The sequence below is a fragment of the Mesorhizobium sp. M0909 genome (assembly GCF_040319515.1).
Classification (GTDB): Bacteria; Pseudomonadota; Alphaproteobacteria; order Rhizobiales; family Rhizobiaceae; genus Mesorhizobium.
Genome location: NZ_JAMYOA010000003.1, coordinates 257,016 through 270,451 on the forward strand (window position 1 = coordinate 257,016; position 13,436 = coordinate 270,451).

General features: G+C 61.0%; 15 protein-coding genes and 2 tRNA genes. 10 read left to right on the forward strand and 7 right to left on the reverse strand.

Annotation, left to right across the window (positions count from 1 at the left end; translation table 11 throughout):
• Positions 1 to 41: 41 nt before the first annotated feature.
• From purN to NKH83_RS05865, 3 genes are all read right to left on the reverse strand, one after another.
• Complete coding sequence (purN, locus tag NKH83_RS05855) at positions 42 to 749, reverse strand: phosphoribosylglycinamide formyltransferase (RefSeq protein WP_352802528.1); 708 nt, start codon at positions 747 to 749, stop codon at positions 42 to 44.
• On the reverse strand, positions 746 to 1,810 hold the full coding sequence (gene purM, locus NKH83_RS05860) for a phosphoribosylformylglycinamidine cyclo-ligase (protein WP_352472623.1): 1,065 nt from the start codon (positions 1,808 to 1,810) through the stop codon (positions 746 to 748). Before purM ends, purN begins: the two co-directional genes overlap by 4 nt.
• Before the next feature lie 215 nt (positions 1,811 to 2,025).
• Entirely contained in the window at positions 2,026 to 2,682 is a 657-nt protein-coding gene (locus NKH83_RS05865) for a glutathione S-transferase family protein (protein ID WP_254820264.1), read from the reverse strand.
• A 237-nt stretch (positions 2,683 to 2,919) separates the two neighbouring features.
• Here NKH83_RS05865 and NKH83_RS05870 point away from each other — a divergent pair, with 237 nt between their 5' ends.
• The 3 genes from NKH83_RS05870 to hdaA are packed head-to-tail and all read left to right on the forward strand — an operon-like array spanning position 2,920 to position 5,367.
• Entirely contained in the window at positions 2,920 to 3,477 is a 558-nt protein-coding gene (locus tag NKH83_RS05870) for a CDP-alcohol phosphatidyltransferase family protein (protein ID WP_023677645.1), read from the forward strand.
• Entirely contained in the window at positions 3,449 to 4,660 is a 1,212-nt protein-coding gene (locus NKH83_RS05875) for an AI-2E family transporter (RefSeq protein WP_352479276.1), read from the forward strand. Before NKH83_RS05870 ends, NKH83_RS05875 begins: the two co-directional genes overlap by 29 nt.
• Positions 4,661 to 4,665: 5 nt before the next feature.
• A complete protein-coding gene (gene hdaA / locus NKH83_RS05880; protein ID WP_352479327.1) occupies positions 4,666 to 5,367 on the forward strand; it encodes a DnaA regulatory inactivator HdaA in 702 nt (233 codons plus the stop codon).
• A 200-nt stretch (positions 5,368 to 5,567) separates the two neighbouring features.
• Here hdaA and NKH83_RS05885 read toward each other — a convergent pair whose 3' ends face one another.
• Positions 5,568 to 6,569 carry a GlxA family transcriptional regulator gene (locus NKH83_RS05885; RefSeq protein ID WP_352479277.1) on the reverse strand — a complete coding sequence of 334 codons (1,002 nt, stop codon included), beginning with the start codon at positions 6,567 to 6,569 and terminating at the stop codon, positions 5,568 to 5,570.
• A gap of 129 nt (positions 6,570 to 6,698) precedes the next feature.
• Between NKH83_RS05885 and NKH83_RS05890 the strand changes: the two genes are divergently transcribed.
• Complete coding sequence (locus NKH83_RS05890) at positions 6,699 to 7,526, forward strand: alpha/beta fold hydrolase (protein ID WP_352802533.1); 828 nt, start codon at positions 6,699 to 6,701, stop codon at positions 7,524 to 7,526.
• A 93-nt stretch (positions 7,527 to 7,619) separates the two neighbouring features.
• Here NKH83_RS05890 and NKH83_RS05895 read toward each other — a convergent pair.
• Positions 7,620 to 7,696 (reverse strand) — tRNA-Pro (locus tag NKH83_RS05895).
• A gap of 160 nt (positions 7,697 to 7,856) precedes the next feature.
• Here NKH83_RS05895 and NKH83_RS05900 point away from each other — a divergent pair.
• From NKH83_RS05900 to NKH83_RS05925, 6 genes are all read left to right on the forward strand, one after another.
• Complete coding sequence (locus NKH83_RS05900; protein ID WP_352479279.1) at positions 7,857 to 8,162, forward strand: ETC complex I subunit; 306 nt, start codon at positions 7,857 to 7,859, stop codon at positions 8,160 to 8,162.
• A gap of 50 nt (positions 8,163 to 8,212) precedes the next feature.
• Positions 8,213 to 8,289 (forward strand) — tRNA-Arg (locus NKH83_RS05905).
• 560 nt (positions 8,290 to 8,849) lie between these two features.
• Positions 8,850 to 9,248, forward strand: a complete 399-nt coding sequence (locus NKH83_RS05910) for a hypothetical protein (protein ID WP_352802536.1) — start codon at positions 8,850 to 8,852, stop codon at positions 9,246 to 9,248.
• 9 nt (positions 9,249 to 9,257) lie between these two features.
• A complete protein-coding gene (locus NKH83_RS05915) occupies positions 9,258 to 9,947 on the forward strand; it encodes a DUF4145 domain-containing protein (protein ID WP_352802538.1) in 690 nt (229 codons plus the stop codon).
• A 129-nt stretch (positions 9,948 to 10,076) separates the two neighbouring features.
• The gene (locus NKH83_RS05920) at positions 10,077 to 10,820 is read left to right on the forward strand and encodes a hypothetical protein (RefSeq protein ID WP_352479282.1); all 744 of its coding nucleotides are present in this window, start codon (positions 10,077 to 10,079) and stop codon (positions 10,818 to 10,820) included.
• 346 nt (positions 10,821 to 11,166) lie between these two features.
• Positions 11,167 to 12,387: an anion transporter gene (locus tag NKH83_RS05925; RefSeq protein WP_352479283.1), complete on the forward strand. Its 1,221-nt coding sequence runs from the start codon at positions 11,167 to 11,169 to the stop codon at positions 12,385 to 12,387.
• A gap of 106 nt (positions 12,388 to 12,493) precedes the next feature.
• Here NKH83_RS05925 and NKH83_RS05930 read toward each other — a convergent pair whose 3' ends face one another.
• Together NKH83_RS05930 and NKH83_RS05935 are read right to left on the reverse strand one after the other, a co-directional pair.
• Positions 12,494 to 12,805 (reverse strand): cupredoxin domain-containing protein, encoded by a 312-nt coding sequence (locus NKH83_RS05930; RefSeq protein ID WP_352479328.1) that lies wholly within the window; start codon positions 12,803 to 12,805, stop codon positions 12,494 to 12,496.
• A 14-nt stretch (positions 12,806 to 12,819) separates the two neighbouring features.
• A complete protein-coding gene (locus tag NKH83_RS05935) occupies positions 12,820 to 13,344 on the reverse strand; it encodes a DUF4142 domain-containing protein (RefSeq protein ID WP_352479284.1) in 525 nt (174 codons plus the stop codon).
• Positions 13,345 to 13,436 lie beyond the last annotated feature (92 nt).

Genomic DNA, 13,436 nt, shown 5'->3' on the forward strand with positions numbered 1-13,436 from the left:
TTCTGCCGACCCGACGATTTATTGGCTTTTTCGACGGACCCTTACGGGGTGATCCGCGCCAGGTGCTCGAGATCGGTCTCTTCGCGCAGCGGGTCGGGCGCGATCACCACCGACGTGGCGTTGTCGGCATCGTCGGCGAAGCGCGAAAACACCGTGCGGCCGCCTTCCATCCGCGCCTTGCCTTCGGCGACCAGCCCCAGCGCCAGCGGATAGAGTTGGTGCTCAGCCTTGAGCACGCGCGCGGCCAGCGTATCCTCATTGTCGCCGACCATCACCGGCACCGCGGCCTGGGCGATGATCGGCCCATCATCCATGTCGAGCGTGACGAAATGCACTGTGCAGCCATGGATGCGCATGCCTGCGCGGAGCGCCCGCGCATGTGTATCCAGCCCCTTGAAGGCAGGCAGCAGGGCAGGGTGGATGTTGACCATGCGGCCCTGCCACTTCTCGACGAAACGCGCGCCGAGAATGCGCATATAGCCGGCCAGCGCGACGATCTCGGCGCCAAAAGAGACAAGGGCCGCGTCGATCGCCCCGTCATGCGCTTCCTTGCTGGCATGGTCAGAGCGCGAAATCACCTTGGTGGCGATGCCGCGCGCCGCGGCGATACCGAGGCCGGCGGCATTGGCGCGATCGGAGATGACGCCGACGATTTCGGCCGGATAGGCCGGGTTGCTTGCCGCCGCGATCAGCGCCGTCATGTTGGAGCCGCGCCCCGAAATAAGCACTACGGTGCGTTTTCTGGTCATAGGCCGATCGAGCCCCGATAGATGACGCCGGCATCGCGGCGCGGCACGATCTGGCCGATCGGCGTCACCGTCTCGCCGGCCTCCTGCAGAACGGCGGCGACCTGCGCCGCCTGGCCCGAGGCGACGACCAGGATCATGCCGATGCCGCAATTGAAGGTGCGCATCATCTCTTCCGGCGCGACGCCACCGGTCTTGGCCAGCCACGAAAACACCGGCGGCACCTCGATGGCGCCGAGATCGAGCTCGGCCGAAAAATCCTTGGGCAGAACGCGCGGGATGTTTTCGGGAAAGCCGCCACCGGTGATATGGGCCAGCGCCTTGATGCCATGCGTGTTGCGGATCGCCTTGAGGATCGACTTGACGTAGATGCGCGTCGGCTCGAGCAGCGCCTCGGCCAGCGTCGCCTCGTCATTGAACGGCGCCGGATCGCCCCAGCCAAGGCCGCTTACGGCGACGATGCGGCGGACCAGCGAAAAGCCGTTCGAATGCAGGCCCGATGAGGCAAGGCCGAGCAGCACGTCGCCCTCGACGATGTCGTCGGTCGGCAGCAACTGGCCGCGTTCGGCGGCACCGACGGCAAAGCCGGCGAGGTCGTAATCCTTGTCGTGATACATGCCGGGCATTTCCGCCGTCTCGCCGCCGATCAGCGCGCAGCCGGCCTGCCGGCAGCCGGCGGCAATGCCGCCGACGATCGAAGCGCCCTGGTCGGGATCGAGCTTGCCGGTGGCAAAATAGTCGAGGAAGAACAGCGGTTCGGCGCCCTGCACGACGATGTCGTTGACGCACATGGCGACGAGGTCGATACCGATCGTGTCATGCTTGCCGGCATCGATGGCAATCTTCAGCTTGGTGCCGACGCCGTCATTGGCGGCGACCAGCACCGGATCGGTAAAGCCGGCTGCCTTGAGATCGAACAGGCCGCCGAAGCCGCCGATCTCGCCATCGGCGCCCGGCCGGCGGGTGGCGCGCACCAGCGGCTTGATCTTCTCGACCATGAGATTGCCGGCGTCGATGTCGACGCCCGCTTCGGCATAGGTGAGCCCGTTCTTGCGCTTGCTCATACTCTTTCCCTGCTTTCTCGGGCTCTTCGCATGAACGGTTTCGGTCCGCAAGGATAACGGCGCTGAAACTGCCGATCTCCCCACTTGAGGGGGAGATGGCCGGCAGGCCAGAGGGGGCGCTGTCCCGCCGACCTGCCGATCGGCACCATTGCGCATCCAGGTCAAACCCCAACCTGGTTCCAGATCAATGAGAAAGCCCTGCTGTCGGCTCAGCTTTATGAGGTAATGCTGGTTGATGGGGCGTTGATCGCAAATTGCGCGGTGAAAGCCCGGATATAAGCCGGCCGTGCTTCCCCGCGCGCTACATAGGCAGCCAAGTTTTGATATTCGTCCAAAATGCCGGACATTCTTAGTCGCAGCAGCACTGACACCATCAATAAATCGCCCGCGCTGAACGTATCATCGAGCCAGTCGGCGACGCCTAAGTGGGCCGAGAGTTTGTCCAGCCGAGCCCGAACACGGTCCTTTACCAACGGCAAGCGCTCCTCGCTCCAAGGCTTGTCACGTTCGAATATTCTTGCCGTCGTTAATTCGAGGATCGGCGGCTCGACGGTGTTAAGTGCGGCAAACATCCACGTGATCGCACGCGCGCGGGCATTGCGATCCTTCGGCAGCAATCCCGTATGCTGCTCAGCAAGGTGAAAGACGATCGAGCCGGTTTCGAACAGCGAGAGAGAACCTTCCTCATAGGTGGGGATCTGGCCGAAGGGATGGATGGCCAGATGGCCAGGCGCCTTCATTTCTGCAAAGGAAACAAGACGAACCTCATACGGCTGCCCCACTTCTTCGAGCGCCCAGCGAACGCGCGTATCGCGCGCCAGTCCCTTGCCGCCATCGGGCGATCGTTCAAAAGCTGTGATAGTGATTGTCATCGCGTCCGTTTTCCTTGCTCGCGGTCCAGGAAGGTCTGGGCGAATTCTTCGGCTTCCCATCGTGAGACGAATGAGCCTCCCCGAAATCGACATCTGTCTTGACCTATTTCATTTGTCTTGACCTATTTCATTGCTGGCGCCCTCGAGGGGTGATTGGCAGCTTCTGTGTCGCTTCTCACTTGCCGTAACCCTCCTTCTCCATCATGTATCGACAAACAAGAGCGACGGGATATGCGTTTGACCATCCCTAACATGATCACGATCATGCGCTTCGTGCTGGTGCCGGCAGTGGTGCTGGCCATGCTGCAGGAACGCTGGGACTGGGCGTTTGCCGGCTTCCTCATTGCCGGCATTTCCGACGGCGTCGACGGCTTCATCGCCCGCCACTTCAATCAGTTTTCCAGGCTCGGCGCCTATCTCGATCCGATGGCGGACAAGCTGCTGCTGGTCTCGGTTTTCGTGGTCCTGGGCTTCAGCGGCGAACTGCCGCTGTGGCTGGTCGTTACCATGGTATCGCGCGACGCACTGATCGTCTGCGCCGTGCTTTTATCCACCGTCATGGCGCATCCGGTTGAGATGAAGCCGCTCCTGGTGTCGAAGGCCAACACCGCGATTCAGATCGTACTGGCGGCAGTGGTGCTGGGCGAACTGGCCTTCGACATCCGTCTCGATCCGCTGAGGCCGGCCCTCATATTGCTGTCCGGGGTCTTGACCGTGGCTTCGGCCGCGGCCTATCTCGTGGCTTGGCTGAGGCATATGAGCGGCTATGGCGAAGGCTCCACACCCGGCACCTGAACATCGGGCACCTGACGAACGGTCCATCGACGCCGAGGCCGAAGCCGCGGCAGCGGAGGCTGCGGCATCGGCGTCGTTTCGCCGGCAGATCCGCTTCTGGCTGGTCAGCGCCATCATCCTCACCGTCTTCCTTTACGTCTTCAGCGGCATCCTTCTGCCCTTCGTTGCCGGCATGGTGCTCGCCTATTTCCTCGACCCTGTCGCCGACCGGCTGGAGCGTCTCGGCCTGTCCAGGCTGATGGCGACGGTGGTCATCCTCGTCGCCTTTATCGTCGTCCTGGTGCTGGCCGTCGTCATCCTGGTTCCGGTGCTCGCCTCGCAGATGGCTGATTTCGCCAGCAAGCTGCCGGACTATCTGACCCGGCTGCAGAGCCTGATCACCAGCTTCGACCCGAAATGGCTGGAAGAGAAGTTCGGCGTCGACGCCAATGGCCTGCGTGAAGGCTTGAACTCGCTGCTGACCTCCGGCTTCGGCCTCCTGACCACCGTCTTCACCTCGATCTGGAGCTCCGGCGTGGCGCTGGTCTCGGTCGTCAGCCTGTTCGTGGTGACGCCGGTCGTCGCCTTCTACATGCTGCTCGACTGGGACCGCATGGTGGCAATCGTCGACAGCTGGGTGCCACGCGACTATGTCAAGACCGTCAGGGCGATCGCCAGGGATATCAACACGGCAACCGCCGGCTTCGTGCGCGGACAGGGCACGCTGTGCCTGGTGCTGGGCGCCATGTATGCCACCGGCCTGACGTTGACGGGCCTGAATTTCGGCATCCTCATCGGCCTGTTTGCCGGGCTGATCTCGTTCATCCCCTATGTCGGCTCGCTGACCGGCCTGGTGCTGGCCGTCGGCGTCGCCTTCGTCCAGTTCTGGCCGGACTGGACCATGATCGCGGCGGTGGCCGGCGTGTTCTTCGTCGGCCAGTTCATCGAGGGCAATATCCTGCAGCCGCGGTTGGTCGGCAAAAGCGTCGGTCTGCATCCGGTGTGGCTGATGTTCGCGCTGTTTGCCTTCGGCGCGCTGTTCGGCTTCGTCGGCCTGCTGATCGCCGTTCCGGCTTCCGCCGCCGTTGCCGTTCTGGTGCGCTTCGCCATCGCGCGCTATCTCGAATCGCCGCTCTACAAGGGCCATGCCGACGAGCCGGTGCCGCCGCTGCAGGTGCGCCGCCGCGGGGGCGCGCGCGGTTGAGCCAGATGCCGGACAAGATCGATCCGCCGCGCCAATTGCCGCTCGATCTAGGCCACGGCACCGGCTATTCGCGCGACGAGCTTGTCGTTTCCAGCACCAACAGCCAGGCGGCGGCGCTTGTCGACCGCTGGCCGGACTGGCCGTCGCCGGTTGTCGTGCTGGCCGGGCCGGCCGGCTCGGGAAAAACCCATCTGGCCTCGATCTGGCGGACCCGCGCCGACGCGGTCAAAGTGGAGGCCGGCCGCATCGGCGACTGCATCGAAAATCTCGGCGCGCATCCGGCCCTGATCGACGATGTCGATGCCGGCCCGGTCGACGAGCACGGTCTGTTCCACCTGATCAATGCGGTGCGCGGCGCCGGCTCGACCTTACTGTTGACGGCGCGCCGGTTTCCCTCCGCCTGGGGCATCGGGCTGCCCGACCTGGTGTCGCGGCTGAAGGCGGCGGCTACCGTCGAGATCCACGAGCCCGACGACCTCTTGCTGGCCGGCGTCATCACAAAGCTGTTCGCCGATCGGCAGGTCGAGGTCGAGCCGCATGTCGTGCAATATCTGGTGCGCCGCATCGAACGCTCGCTGGCCACCGCAATGCGGGTGGTCGAGCGGCTCGACCGCACCGCGCTCGAGCGCAAGACGCCGATCACGCGAGCGCTCGCCGCCGAGACCGTCGGTGCCATGGACGAAGGGCAGGGCGAGTTCGAGATTTAGAGGATTCCAGTTCAGCCGCCGTCCCATTTTGGGAAAAAAGCCTGGCATCTGTCTTGCAAGAGAGAGCTTGCCGGCTAATCCCGGTCCTGATTGCGTATCAAATCAGGTAGTAGGCTCGCCGGGATGGAGTGGTTGGGGTTCTCGCCCGGCGAGCTTGCCGTCAGTTGCATCTGGTAGCGCCATTGCGCGGCGGCCAGGTCTCAACTTTCACCTCCTGCAATCGCGGCTCGTTCCACGCCAAAGCGCCGGCGATAATCGCCGGGCACCAGGCCGGTTATCCTGGCGAATACCTTGCGGAAGGAGCCGGGATCGTCGTAGCCGACCTCCCAGGCGATCTGGTCGATCGATCGCATCGTGGTTTCCAGCATCTCGCGCGCCTTGCCGACCCGCAGGTGCTGACAATATTCGGTCGGCCTGAGGCCAGTGGCGTTGCGGAAGCGTCGCAGAAAGGTCCGCTCCTCCAGCCCCGCATGCTCGGCCATGGCGCCAAGCGTCACGTCGCGCGCGCCGTTCGCCTGCAGCCAATGCTGCACCTTGAGGATCGCTTCGTCGTCATGGGTCAATCGCGGCGCAAACGGGCTGTAAAAACGTTGCTCGCGGCCCGGTGGATCGACCAGCATGAAACGCGCCGTGTCCATCATTACGGGTGACCCGAGCACCCTGTCCACCAGCTTCAGGCCGAGATCGGTCCAGGCCATGTAGCCGCCGGCGGTAATGATATCGCCATCGTCGATGACCAGCCTGTCGGCGTCGAGCAGGATATCAGGAAAGCGTAGCGCCAGCGCGTCGCGATAAGCCCAGTGCGTCGTCGCGGCGCGACCGGACAACAGGCCGGTCTCGGCAAGCACGAAGGCGCCGGCGCAGACCGAACCGAGCGTCGCGCCTGCCGTGTGGCGATCCCTGAGCCAGCCGGCATAGGGCGCGGCTGCTTCCCGAGCGATCGGATCCCCCAACGTCGGCGGGAGGATAACCATGGCTGGTTCATTGTCGGCGCCGGGCTCGCTGTCGAAGCTGCGGACTACGGTGTGGCCCGCGTCCTCCAATTGCCAATGACTGACGCGAAGCCTCGCCGCGTCCGGCGACCGCTCGACAGCCAGCCGGTTTGCCAGCATGAAAAGATCGGTCAGGCCGAGCACGGCTGCTTCCTGCACGCCGGGATACAAGACGAGGCCGATTTCGATCAGATCACGCGCAGCCGTCATTTGTCAGTTTTGCCACGTTGAATGTCCGTTTTGCCAATGCTCACCCTGACCGCACTGTTATAACTTTTCCAGCTGAGGGGGCTAAAAGCTTCCCTGTTACCCCCAACTTTTCCATCAAGGAGTAGGACGATGAGCACATTCACCACCCATGACGGCACCGAGATTTTCTACAAGGATTGGGGCAAGGGCCAGCCGATCGTGTTCCATCACGGCTGGCCGCTGAGCTCAGACGACTGGGACAACCAGATGCTGTTCTTCCTCGAAAAGGGCTACCGCGTCATCGCACATGACCGCCGCGGCCACGGCCGCTCGTCGCAGACCGCGACCGGCAATGAGATGGACACCTACGCCGCCGATGTGGCGGCGCTGGCGGCGCATTTCGATCTCAGGGATGCGATCCACATCGGCCACTCGACCGGTGGCGGCGAGGTGGCGCGTTACGTCGCGCTTTATGGCGGCGGCGGCCGTGTTGCCAAGGCGGTGCTGATCGGCGCCGTGCCGCCGATTATGGTCAAGACCGACAGCAACCCCGGCGGCTTGCCGATCGAAGTCTTCGACGGCTTTCGCGCCGCCCTGGCCGCTAACCGCGCCCAGTTCTACAGGGATGTGCCGGCCGGCCCGTTTTATGGCTTCAACCGCGAGGGCGCCAAGGTCTCGCAAGGCGCCGTCGACAATTGGTGGCGCCAGGGCATGATGGGTGGGGCCAAGGCCCATTACGACTGCATCAAGGCCTTTTCCGAGACCGACTTCACCGACGATCTAAGGAAGCTCGACGTGCCCGTGCTGATTATGCACGGCGACGACGACCAGATCGTGCCGATCGCCGATTCCGCGCTGCTTGCGATCAAGCTGGTGAAGCATGGCACGCTCAAGGTCTACAAGGGCCTGCCGCACGGCATGTGCACCACCCATCCGGAGATCATCAATCCGGATCTGCTGGCCTTCATCCAGGGCTGACGGCTTGGGTATCGGACGGGCAGCGCAGGCTCGTGCTGTCCGTCCGCTCGAGCGTGATCCGCTTGCGCTGCCGATGAGATTCGCTGTGAGGAATGGTCGGAGTGGAGAGATTCGAACTCCCGACCCTCTGGTCCCAAACCAGATGCGCTACCAGGCTGCGCTACACTCCGAACGGTCTGTTGCCTAGTGATTTCAGCCCACCAAAGCAAGCGTAAAAAGCCATCGGCCTTGCTGCCGGCGGCATTGCGCAGTAATGACGGGCTAGTGCATGGCCAGAGAACAGTAATCTGGTGTCGGGGTCGTGCGCTTGCAACCAGCAATGAGGTGGTCATGTCAGCCCGCATTTTCAGCCCAGCCAAAACCGCGATGCAGTCCGGCAAGGCCAAGACCGGCCATTGGGTGCTGGAATTCGATCCGGAGCAGCGCAAGAAGATCGATCCGCTGATGGGCTACACCACGTCCGGCGACATGCGAAGCCAGATCAGGCTGACCTTCGACACAAGAGAAGAGGCGGTCGCCTATGCCGAGAAGGAAGGCCTGGCTTTCCGCGTCGAGGAGCCGAAGGAAATCAAGCGCCGCCAGATTTCCTATGCGGAGAATTTCCGCTATGACCGCAGGACGCCCTGGACGCATTGATCCCATACCGGCCCTGCCGGCACAATCCGCCGGTCATGCGGCCGGCCAGCGGTCCCGTAGCTCAGCTGGATAGAGCACCGGCCTTCTAAGCCGATGGTCACAGGTTCGAATCCTGTCGGGATCGCCAATATTTTAGGGTACGGCCCAGAGCCTTGAACGGGTCTTCATCTATGATTGCTGATCCTTGCAGTCCTTGTTCGGCTGACATGGCCGGAGAGATTACGTCCCCCAAGGAACGACGCTGCAAGCAAGTACCTGGCGTATCTCTCATTGTCTGATCTGTCGCTACGTTAGCACGTTCGAATGGATGGCGGAGCCTGCGCAAGGCTCGCTGGTCCGGGTGAGATCAGTTTGCAATCCAGCGCTCCAGACGCTCTCACATTATTGCAACCGACGCCTACTTCTACGAGGTTGAGCAGCCGAACGAACTATCCGAGACGATCGGAGAAAACCGTTTCAGTGTTTGTCGTATTCGCCATTCATTCGTTGCGGGTAATGCCCTTTTCTCCTTAGCGCTTGTCGTCGAATGACAGGAGCGTGTCATCATAAACCGCAACGAGGTTTGCGGAGCGCTATAGAGTGAGTATCAACAAAAGGATGCTGCTTATGACCCTTCTCCAATTCGCCTACGCAATGCTCGCCGTCTCGTATATTGTCGCCGTGGTGGCGCTAGGGGTGGGGCATTGAATGGATGACAGTCAAAATATCAGAGCTGCGAAGCCTGAAGAGCGCTTCGCCTCAGCGTTTGATAATGCGAAACGTCTGTCCGATTTCATCGGAATGATCGTCCGCATGTCATTCGTTCTGTTTGGCACCCTTTACTTCATCCACAAGGGACAGGAAGTGCCTGCTCCGTTCAATGTGATTTTCTTTTTATGTGCAATTGTTTTCGGACTTTTGGCAGCCAAAATGCTGGTATTTCTCAACCAGATAATGGCCAGATATATCGGTGAAAAGTACCTACTCGCAAATAGCGTGGCCCATATGGTTCTACTGATCATAGTACTTTCGGTCTTGATGGCGGTATTTTCGGTCGGCTTTGGGATGTTCCTTATGGAAAGTGCCCAGGCCCTCCTGAAGAAGTGAAAGAGGCATATGTTCGAACTCCGCTTCGGTAGCCCATCAGAGCCGTCTCCTGCTGTGGAGCCGGGTCATCTGCTCGATTATCTGACGATCGGTGCGAACGTCATCGGCTCGATCGCTTGGCCTGTCGCTATCGTGGTTGTAGTTTTTGTGTTTCGAAAGCCGCTCGTTCGCCTTGTTGGGCGTGTGAGAGCCGTGAGTGGTCCTGGCGGTGTTGGTGCGACCTTTGGCGAGCAATTGGAAGAAGCAAAGGAGATCGCGCAGGATGTCCCGTCTTTCGCGCAGGTTGCCCCGGCGGAAGAAACGAAAAATGATCCCTTCTTGGAACTAGCGCAGAAGTTCCCCGAGGCCGCGATCTTGAACGCATATCAGGAATTGGAAAAGCAATTTGTGGACTCAAAGACTGGAAGGCGATGGCCAATTCCGCCAGTATATATGTTTCGCGGGCTAGAGATCGAGAATGTCAACGGCGAGGACATTGCAGACCTCTTTGTGAAAATTCGAAACACTCGAAATGCAGCCGTTCACTCACGGCGACCAATCACAGTTGGAGAAGCATTGGAGTTTCGGAAGCTGGTACAGACCCTCATTGCCGTGATTACGCCGTTTCTTCCTCAACTCCAAACCTGGCAGCGAGAACGCGATGAATCGAGGCCGAGATCTGTTGACTATCGCATTAGGCCGTACCCGAGTACATCTTAGGTTGGATCACATCGTCGATTGGCATTTATAGCTTTAGCTTTGTATGCATTACGCGGCTGCCCGTGCCTTATCGTGACTACTTCCTGTTGCACAAATTTCAAGCTGCGGAGCAGATAAGGCAATCAAAGAATGGACATTGCCCCCACCTCCCTGCGAGGCCTCATGCTTGATGAGGCCGCGAACGCCGATGCCACCATGCAACGACTTGGGGCGGAGCTGGTTCTGCTTGATCGAATGGACAGGACATTCGCTGATTTTCTTTCACGACGCCCGGACGCTATGGAGGGCGAGGGTAAATATTTTGTCTTGGCTTCGCTTGCTCGCATCCAAATCTTGAAATCCTGCGCGAACTACGTTCGCCTTCATATAGGCGATGCCTACTCGGCAAGCCGGCTGGCTGCAGACGCTGCCTTCTACGCGACGATGATATCCCTCGGGCACATGAGCGAAGAAGAATATCAGCGCGACTTCCGAAAGCGTAATTCTCTAGCCAAATCCATCCGGCGTAAAATTGATAGTGGCGAAGATTTCCCGCCGATCGTCGCCGCACTGTTGTTCGTGACGAAGGAACACAGTGCCCACGCCCACGCAGATCCTATTTCCCTGGCGAATCGCACAAGGTGCGACGAGCAAGGAGTGACGATCAGTTTTTTCCAAGACATCGAGGATGACAAAGACCTCAAGTACCTGTTCATGGGAATGCTGTGGGTGGGCTCGATGTGCCTCAAGGCGTTCGTCGACATTGCGGCTCGCGACTTTGGCGAAGATGTATCAGGATTCCTTGCTCGTTTAGAAGCCTGGAAGGCGGACATTCTTGCTCATCGACGGGCCATCGGCATTTTTCGCGACGTTCCCGACGGTGCTGGGTTCTAAACCCCGTCAACCAAGCGAGGGGCGGCTTGATCTTCCCAAGGAAAACGACGCCACGATCGTCGCGCGGCGGCAAGCCCAAGTCGCGTCGGCAGGCTCGGTCGCTCGGGAGTGTCACCAGAGCGGACTCGTGCATGACTGCGTAAAAGCCGGCGATCGCACCTGAAACATGAGGTGTGGACCCGTTTCTTTTTTCGGCTATCACTGTTCGCCTGGGCGCCTCGACAGACTGGATTCGCCGAGGTCTTGGGCACCTCTTGCTTGCGTTCATTCTAGGTCCGCGGTGAGGAGGAGCGTTGGTGGATGCGCCAATGGCGAGGCAGGGTGGTCTGAACGGGGCTTCCGAAACATGACAGCGATGGGCGCGGCGGCATTGCTGATCCTGGTCCTGACCTATGCCGGCGTCGCCGTCGGCAGGATACCCGGGCTGCGACTCGACCGGGCAGGTATCGCGCTGCTCGGCGGTGCGGCGATGATCGCCATCGGCGCGCTCGACATGGAAGACGCCTACCGCGCCATCAGCTTCGACACCATCACGCTTCTGCTCGGCATGATGATCGTCGTGGCGCATCTGAAAGTGTCCGGCGCCTTTCGCGCGCTCGGGGGGTTCGCCATCGAGCATGCGCATGCACCATTCATGCTGCTGGTGATGGTGACGCTGTTGACCGGCCTCCTGTCGGCATTCCTCGTCAACGACGCTATCTGCCTGGTCATGGCGCCGATCGTCGTCCATGTCACCCGCGTCATCAACCGCAACCCGGTTCCCTATCTGATCGCCACGGCGACCGCATCCAATTGCGGCAGTGTCGCGACCATCACCGGCAATCCGCAGAACATGGTCATCGGCGCCCTGTCGGGGATTTCCTATCCGGCCTTCTCGGCGGCGCTTGCGCCGGTGGCCCTGTTCGGCCTCGTCGCCGTCATCGTCATCATTCGCATCGTTTACCATGCCGAATTTTCGCGCAAGGCCGAGCTCAGCCCCGAAGTCTACCGAGGCCGCATGCTGCCGGGACAGGTGCTGAAGGCGGTGGTCGTCTGTATCGGTTTGGCCATCGCCTTCTTTGCCGGCGTTCCGGTTGCCAAGGCGGCGCTGATCGGCGGCGCGATTCTGTTGCTGACCCGCGCCATCAAACCTGAGCGCATCTATCGCGAGATCGATGGGCCGCTGCTGTTCATGTTCGCCGGGCTGTTCATCGTCGTCGCCGGAGCCGAGAAGACGCTGCTTACGCCCGACATCGTCGCTTCGGCAAAAGACCTTGGGCTGAATGATGTGTGGCGGCTGTCCGGCTTCACCGCGGTGCTGTCCAACATCATGAGCAATGTCCCGGCCGTGCTGGCGCTGAAGCCGTTCGTGCCCGGACTGGAAAACCCCGAGCGGGCCTGGCTGGTCGTCGCCATGAGCTCGACGCTGGCCGGCAATTTCACGTTGCTCGGCTCGGTCGCCAATCTGATCGTTGCCGAGCACGCGCGGGTCTCCGGCAAACCGCTGGGCTTCATCGCCTTCTTCAAGGTCGGCCTGCCGTTGACGCTGGTCACCCTTCTTGCCGGGACGGCATGGCTGGCGGCCTAGAAGCGCGTCGCATTCGACCCACCTCATGCGGCGCGCATTAGGCTCTTTTTCATCATGTCGTTATCGCAAAACCGCTGCACACTTTTGCGCGGCATGCATTAGCCGGTCAGGGCGATGTCACCGTCAGATGGCCTTTCATGTTGGGATGGAAGCGGCAGAAATAATCGACCGATTCCGCCTTCTTCACCGTCAGGCTCGCCGCCTTCTTCGGCGGGATCATCACTTCCCAGGCGCCGTTGACGGTTGCCGTGTGGGCGAACACGTCCTTGTTTACCCACCTGATCGTGTCGCCGACCTTCGCCTCGACCTTCGCCGGCGAAAACACAAGCTTCTCGATCGTCACCTCGATGGTTTCGGCCTTGGCCGGCGCGGCACCCATGGCCAATGCCAGAGCAACCCACAGATGCCGCCTCGACATCATTGGCTCGATCCTCACTTCAGCATGCCGGCGACGTGTTCGGCGTGCTGTTCGTGGCCCTGGAATATTTTCAGGCCGGTTTCCAGCAGGCTCTTCAGTTCGGCATTGCTGGCGGACGGGATCAGCAGAGTTTCGAGCGCGCCATTGACCTGCTTGTGGTAGGCCACCTCGCTGGCGACATAGGCCTTGTCGAACGCCGCGCCCTTGAGCTTGGCAAGCTTGGCACGTTCCTCGGCCGCCGCCTTGGTCAGCGCCTTGCTGGTCGGATTGTCCTCAGGCGTGACCTTGAGCTTCTTGACCAGCTCGAGAGCCTGTTTGTTGACCGCCTCGTGATCTCGCACCATGTCCTTGGCGAAATCCACGACCTCCTTGTTTTTCGATTTCTTCAGCGCCTGCTTGGCCGCCTCGACGTCAAGCACGCCCGCTGTGTAGGCGATATGTGCGATCTGCGGGTCGGTCGGTTTGTCGGCAGCTTGCGACAAGGGCGCCGCGCCAAGCAGGAAAATTGCGGCCAGTGCCGTGGTCGATCGAATAAACATGATGCTCTCCTTCGCCCCGACGCGGAACTGCATCGGGCTTCGTTTTCAGTGATGCTCATTGGATGCAGGTCACGGGAAAACGTTCCCGCGAA

Coding starts and splice junctions, on each gene's coding strand:
- purN (WP_352802528.1), bottom strand. CDS start 749: ATGACCAGAAAACGCACCGTAGTGCTTATTTCGGGGCGCGGCTCCAAC.
- purM (WP_352472623.1), bottom strand. CDS start 1,810: ATGAGCAAGCGCAAGAACGGGCTCACCTATGCCGAAGCGGGCGTCGAC.
- NKH83_RS05865 (WP_254820264.1), bottom strand. CDS start 2,682: ATGACAATCACTATCACAGCTTTTGAACGATCGCCCGATGGCGGCAAG.
- NKH83_RS05875 (WP_352479276.1), top strand. CDS start 3,449: ATGGCGAAGGCTCCACACCCGGCACCTGAACATCGGGCACCTGACGAA.
- hdaA (WP_352479327.1), top strand. CDS start 4,666: ATGCCGGACAAGATCGATCCGCCGCGCCAATTGCCGCTCGATCTAGGC.
- NKH83_RS05885 (WP_352479277.1), bottom strand. CDS start 6,569: ATGACGGCTGCGCGTGATCTGATCGAAATCGGCCTCGTCTTGTATCCC.
- NKH83_RS05890 (WP_352802533.1), top strand. CDS start 6,699: ATGAGCACATTCACCACCCATGACGGCACCGAGATTTTCTACAAGGAT.
- NKH83_RS05900 (WP_352479279.1), top strand. CDS start 7,857: ATGTCAGCCCGCATTTTCAGCCCAGCCAAAACCGCGATGCAGTCCGGC.
- NKH83_RS05910 (WP_352802536.1), top strand. CDS start 8,850: ATGGATGACAGTCAAAATATCAGAGCTGCGAAGCCTGAAGAGCGCTTC.
- NKH83_RS05915 (WP_352802538.1), top strand. CDS start 9,258: ATGTTCGAACTCCGCTTCGGTAGCCCATCAGAGCCGTCTCCTGCTGTG.
- NKH83_RS05920 (WP_352479282.1), top strand. CDS start 10,077: ATGGACATTGCCCCCACCTCCCTGCGAGGCCTCATGCTTGATGAGGCC.
- NKH83_RS05925 (WP_352479283.1), top strand. CDS start 11,167: ATGACAGCGATGGGCGCGGCGGCATTGCTGATCCTGGTCCTGACCTAT.
- NKH83_RS05930 (WP_352479328.1), bottom strand. CDS start 12,805: ATGTCGAGGCGGCATCTGTGGGTTGCTCTGGCATTGGCCATGGGTGCC.
- NKH83_RS05935 (WP_352479284.1), bottom strand. CDS start 13,344: ATGTTTATTCGATCGACCACGGCACTGGCCGCAATTTTCCTGCTTGGC.